This window comes from Petralouisia muris, assembly GCF_004793545.1.
In the GTDB taxonomy this organism is placed as follows: Bacteria; Bacillota; Clostridia; order Lachnospirales; family Lachnospiraceae; genus Petralouisia; species Petralouisia muris.
In genome coordinates this window covers 1-4,917 of the sequence record NZ_SRYA01000150.1, presented here as the reverse complement: position 1 = coordinate 4,917, position 4,917 = coordinate 1, and the positions used below count along the sequence as shown (strand labels likewise).

Below are 4,917 nucleotides of genomic sequence, written 5' to 3'. Positions count from 1 at the left end.
CTTGCGACAGCGAACAAGGTCAAATCTGTGACATCTCATGAAGTTATTAACACCAGTGCCTTCAAAATCAAAAAGGACGGATTCATCTGCCCTTTTTCAATCTTGGCAATCTGCTTGACAGATACATGGCTCAAATCAGAAAGCTCCTGTTGTGTCAGGCTTTTTCCTTTTCGGGCTTCCCGCATTTTTTGCCCTAAAGCGGTTAAATCATCAATCAGCATAATCATTCACCTCGAATATATTCTATCGTGCCGATTTACACAAAGGAATAACCTTATTATGCCGACTAACAGGTATGATTATGCCGTTTTTTTAGTGAGATATAAACGCTATCCTTGTATCACTAACCAAATCAAATTATAATATAGGTGGATATTTTTTTGAAAAAATCCGTCCGTTGTAACATTTCGCGGACATTTGCCTGTTATACTATCTGCAAAAAGCAAAGGAAGTGAGGATATGAAGCAGATTTTAATTGTCGAGGACGACAGTTTTTTGAATAAGATGTTGGCCTATAACCTGACCGCAGACGGCTACGGCGTAACTTCTGCCCTAAATGCCAGAACCGCAGCCGACACCATCCGCCAGCGGGAATTTGATTTGGTGCTGCTGGACATCAACCTGCCGGACGGCAACGGTTTTGAGCTGTGCAAGCTGATAAAGCCCCAGCACCCGGACACCATTGTAATCTTCCTGACCGCCAACGATCAGGAGAGCGACCAGATACGGGGCTATGAAGTGGGCGCGGTGGATTACATCACAAAGCCCTTTGTGATCGGGGCCTTGCAGCGGAAAATCAAAGCCATGTTTGCCATGCTGGAACACCACAAACCGGCCAAAGACATTTACGACGACGGGCGGCTGTTTCTGGACTTCCCGGAGCAGACGGCTTCCCTAAACGGCAAGCCCCTGACCTTATCCCCGATGGAGTACAAAATGCTGAACCTGTTCCGTAAAAATCCCCGGCAAGTGCTGACCCGTGGGCAGCTTCTGGAAAAGCTGTGGGATATAGACGAGAAGTTTGTGGATGAACACACCTTGACAACCTCCATCAGCCGGATTCGCAGCAAGATCAAATCCGACGGCGGCACGCCCTACATCAAGACCGTTTACGGCATGGGCTATCAGTGGACGGGAGGCGAGGCGAAATGAAGTTTCAAAACCTATCTGTAAAGCGGCTGTTTGGCCGGGTGGCAATAGGGCTTGTCCTCTCTATGTCCGGGATTACCATAGCCCTGTTTTTTGTGACAAAACAGGCAGCGGTGCTGCTGACTGGTGGGGCGGTGCTGCTGTGCGCCCTTGTGGGGATTTTTGTACTGACGCAGACGTTTGGAAAGCGGCTGTCACAGTTTACCACTGACCTGTGCCAGACTTTAGACCACATGATCGCCGGAAATGAAGCGCCCCAGCGCCCGGAGGACAGCGAAACCCAGCTTGCCAGAATCGGACATCGGCTGGCAAGGCTTTACCAGATCATGCAGGAGAACCGCCGTCTTGTGGACGAGGAACGGCAGGAGTTACAGACCCTTGTATCGGATATTTCCCATCAGGTGAAAACGCCGGTAAGCAATCTGAAAATGGCGGCGGACACCCTGCTGGAAAAGCCCATGGCCGAGGCGGAGCGCACTGACTTTATCCGGGGAATCCGCAGCCAGACGGATAAGCTGGATTTTCTCTTTCAGGCCCTTGTGAAAACCTCCCGGCTGGAAACGGGCGTGATCCAGTTGGATAAGAAACCGGGCCGCCTCTTTGATACCGTGGCGCAGGCCATGAGTGGGATTGTGTATGCAGCGGAGAAAAAGGAAATCGCCGTGTCTGTGGACTGCCCGGAGGATTTGGCCGTTTCCCATGACAGCAAATGGACATCCGAAGCCCTTTTTAACCTGCTGGACAATGCGGTGAAGTACACCCCGGCAGGCGGGAAAATCGCTGTGTCAGTGGTGCTGTGGGAAATGTATGTGGAGATCAAAGTTGCCGACACCGGCAAGGGCATTTCCGAAAGCAATCAGGCCGCCATTTTCCGGCGCTTCTATCGTGAGGAAGAAGTACACGAACAACAGGGCGTGGGCATTGGCCTGTATCTGGCCCGTGAGATCGTAACGCGGCAGGGCGGCTATATCAAAGTGGTTTCGGAGCTGGGAAAGGGTTCGGAATTTTCCATTATGCTGCCGACAAAATAGAATGCGGCGGACGGCCATTTCCGGCTGCCCGCCGCAAATTTTTTCGCAGTAGTGTGCCGATAAAGCTGCCAGTGGCAGGTTTTCGGCTGAAATGTCCGAGCTTTGTAACATTTCACCCCGATTTTCAATGAAATTTTTTGGCTGCTGTAACATTTCGCGGACATTTGGGTTTTACAATAGCCTTATCAAATATGGAGGTGATACAACTATGACATGGCCTTTTGAGAACGATACAAGCGCCATTGTAAAGAAATTAGCAAAACGCAATGTATCTTCAAATCGTATTTTTTGCCTTTTTAATGTTTTGACGATTGCACTGGCAATTAGTTTGATTGTGGGAATCTCCTTATTCCAACAAGGCAGCAAAATTAGTGAACAAAAGATTTTGAATCAAATGCAGCAAGCTACCATCGGGGGGCTTACAGCAGAACAGATAGAAGTTCTGAAAAAAGAACCTGATCTTGAAGATATTGTACCCTATAAGCATAGTGATAGTTTTCTGATGGATGGGATCAAATTTGAAGCGGTTTATATGCCGACTGGTTTTGGAATTATAAAATCCTATGAATTAGTCAGTGGAACCTGTCCAGAACAGTACAATGAAATTGTAATTGATAAAAATGTTCAGTTAGAGCTGGGGTATCAGCTAAATATAGGAGATACTATCACTTTACCAACTGCGGGGAGTAAAACAGAGGATTTCATCATTACTGGTTTTACTGATAATGTGGAAACAGGAACATTTTACTTTTATGTTTCCCCAGCGTATGCAGAACAGGGCGTGTTATTATCTGATATTCCATATAGTGCCTTGATTCGTGTAAATGGCGCCACGGAAATGGGACTTGTTGATTTTGAGAATACAGTATATCGTCTGGCTTCATACCAAGACATAAGTAGGAATCAACTTTATTTTAATAGCAAGTTCTGCTCCTCACTTATTAGTGGATCAGGAATGGGAGGTGTTCTTTTAGCCACTCTTTTTATTGTTTTTTCAAGCGGAATTGTCATATACAGTGTGTTCTACCTTTCGGTATCAAATCAAGTGTCGCAAATTGGACAGCTCAAAACTATTGGCATGACAGAAAAACAAATTAAGCGGATGATTCGTAAAGAGGGGTATCGTTTCTGCCTGTTCGGAATACCTGCCGGTATTACAGCAGGTATCATATTTGCATATTTGTTAGAGCCGAATGGAATAACGATTATCCATGCCATAGCCACAAGTATTTTCGCAATAATATTAGGCATTATCATCATACAAATTTCCGTATACAAGCCCGCGCAAATAGCTTCAAATATTTCTCCTATTGAAGCAACAAAATATGTTGGAAACGCTCCAGAACTAAAAGAAAATAAAGTACGGAACAGGAAAAATCATATTCGCCTTTCACCGTATTCTTTAGCCGTATTGAGCAAAAAGCAGGATCGAAAAAAACACAATCTGACGATTGCCTCGCTTGCAATCGGCGGGATTTTATTTATGGTTGGAGCCACTTTTATATCATCATGGAATCCAGATTCCTTTGCGAGAATGGGGAATTTGGAAGATGGAGAATATTATATTACGATTAACCACAATACATTAGTCAACCCCAAACCGTATGGTATTTCGGAGTATCAAGTTGATACGCCTTTTTCACAGGAACTCATGGAAGAATTGCAACAAATCCCGGAAGTCAAAGAGATTTATACTACGGAGAGAACCGCAGCCATTATTGAGTATCACGATGAACAATTAGAAATTCCCATTATTCCGATTACGCCTGATAATCAGGAGGAAATTTTGAAAACGCTTCCTGTCCATTGGACATACGAAACATTGGTGAAACAAGACGCTATGGTTATATTAGGGACAAGCGTACAGAACGAAGTCTATCATACTTGCCCGTCAATAGGAGAAAAAGTGACATTACGATGGTTCGATGGAACTGAACACAGCATAGATGTTTTGATTGCCGGTACTTCCGAAAAAAGTATGAAGGAGGGGTTTTATCTTCCAAAAGAAACCATAGAAAAGTTGTGGGGAGATATGGATTTAACAGCTTCCTTAACTTTGTCCGTACCCGAATATGAAAAAGTGGGTAAATCAGTAGAAAGCAAGTTAAATGAAATACTGTCCCAACACCCTGATTTGGTAATGGAAACCTTACAAGAGGTAAAAGCATCTTCAGCAAATACGATTCATAATACCAGCGTACAAGTTTATGGGGTATCTGCCTTTGTCATTATTTTTAGTATTTTTAATCTGACAAACACCTTGATTAGTCGTATCAGTACAAGGAGAAAAGAATTTGGAATATTGGAGTCTATCGGCATGACAAAAAAGCAGATAAAGAAAATGTTGCTGCATGAAAGCGTCTTACTGATTATTCCATGCTTGATTATTACGCTTGTGGCAGGAACCTTAATGGGTTATTTGTTAGTACGGATATTGTCTGCGAATGGATTAACTTATTTTCAATATACTTTTCCTTTTATTCCATTACTGATTTACGGTGTCTGCTTAAAAATAACATCTATTATAATTTCTGCTATCTGTCTAAAAATTCAATGCAGAAATTCATTGGTAGAACGGATCAAAATGGCAGACTGATTTTGAAATGTCCGAACGTTGTAACATTTCACCCCGGTTTTCAATGAAGTTTTTTGGCCGCTGTAACATTTCGCGGACATTTGGGTTTTACAATAGCCTTATCAAATATGGAGGTGATACAACTATGACATGGCCTTTTGA

Annotated in this window: 3 protein-coding genes and 1 pseudogene; 3 read left to right on the top strand and 1 reads right to left on the bottom strand. The window is 43.7% G+C overall.

Annotated features, from left to right (window positions below):
* Window positions 1-44 precede the first annotated feature (44 nt).
* Window positions 45-221: pseudogene (locus E5329_RS28170) on the bottom strand (helix-turn-helix domain-containing protein); the annotation flags it as partial.
* Window positions 222-459: 238 nt separating this feature from the next.
* Here E5329_RS28170 and E5329_RS28165 point away from each other — a divergent pair.
* From E5329_RS28165 to E5329_RS28155, 3 genes are all read left to right on the top strand, one after another.
* A complete protein-coding gene (locus tag E5329_RS28165) occupies window positions 460-1,152 on the top strand; it encodes a response regulator transcription factor (protein WP_135992442.1) in 693 nt (230 codons plus the stop codon).
* Window positions 1,149-2,180, top strand: a complete 1,032-nt coding sequence (locus E5329_RS28160; protein WP_135992441.1) for a sensor histidine kinase — start codon at window positions 1,149-1,151, stop codon at window positions 2,178-2,180. The genes E5329_RS28165 and E5329_RS28160 overlap by 4 nt, the downstream gene beginning before the upstream one ends.
* A 208-nt stretch (window positions 2,181-2,388) precedes the next feature.
* A complete protein-coding gene (locus E5329_RS28155; RefSeq protein WP_135992440.1) occupies window positions 2,389-4,776 on the top strand; it encodes an ABC transporter permease in 2,388 nt (795 codons plus the stop codon).
* Window positions 4,777-4,917: the final 141 nt, after the last annotated feature.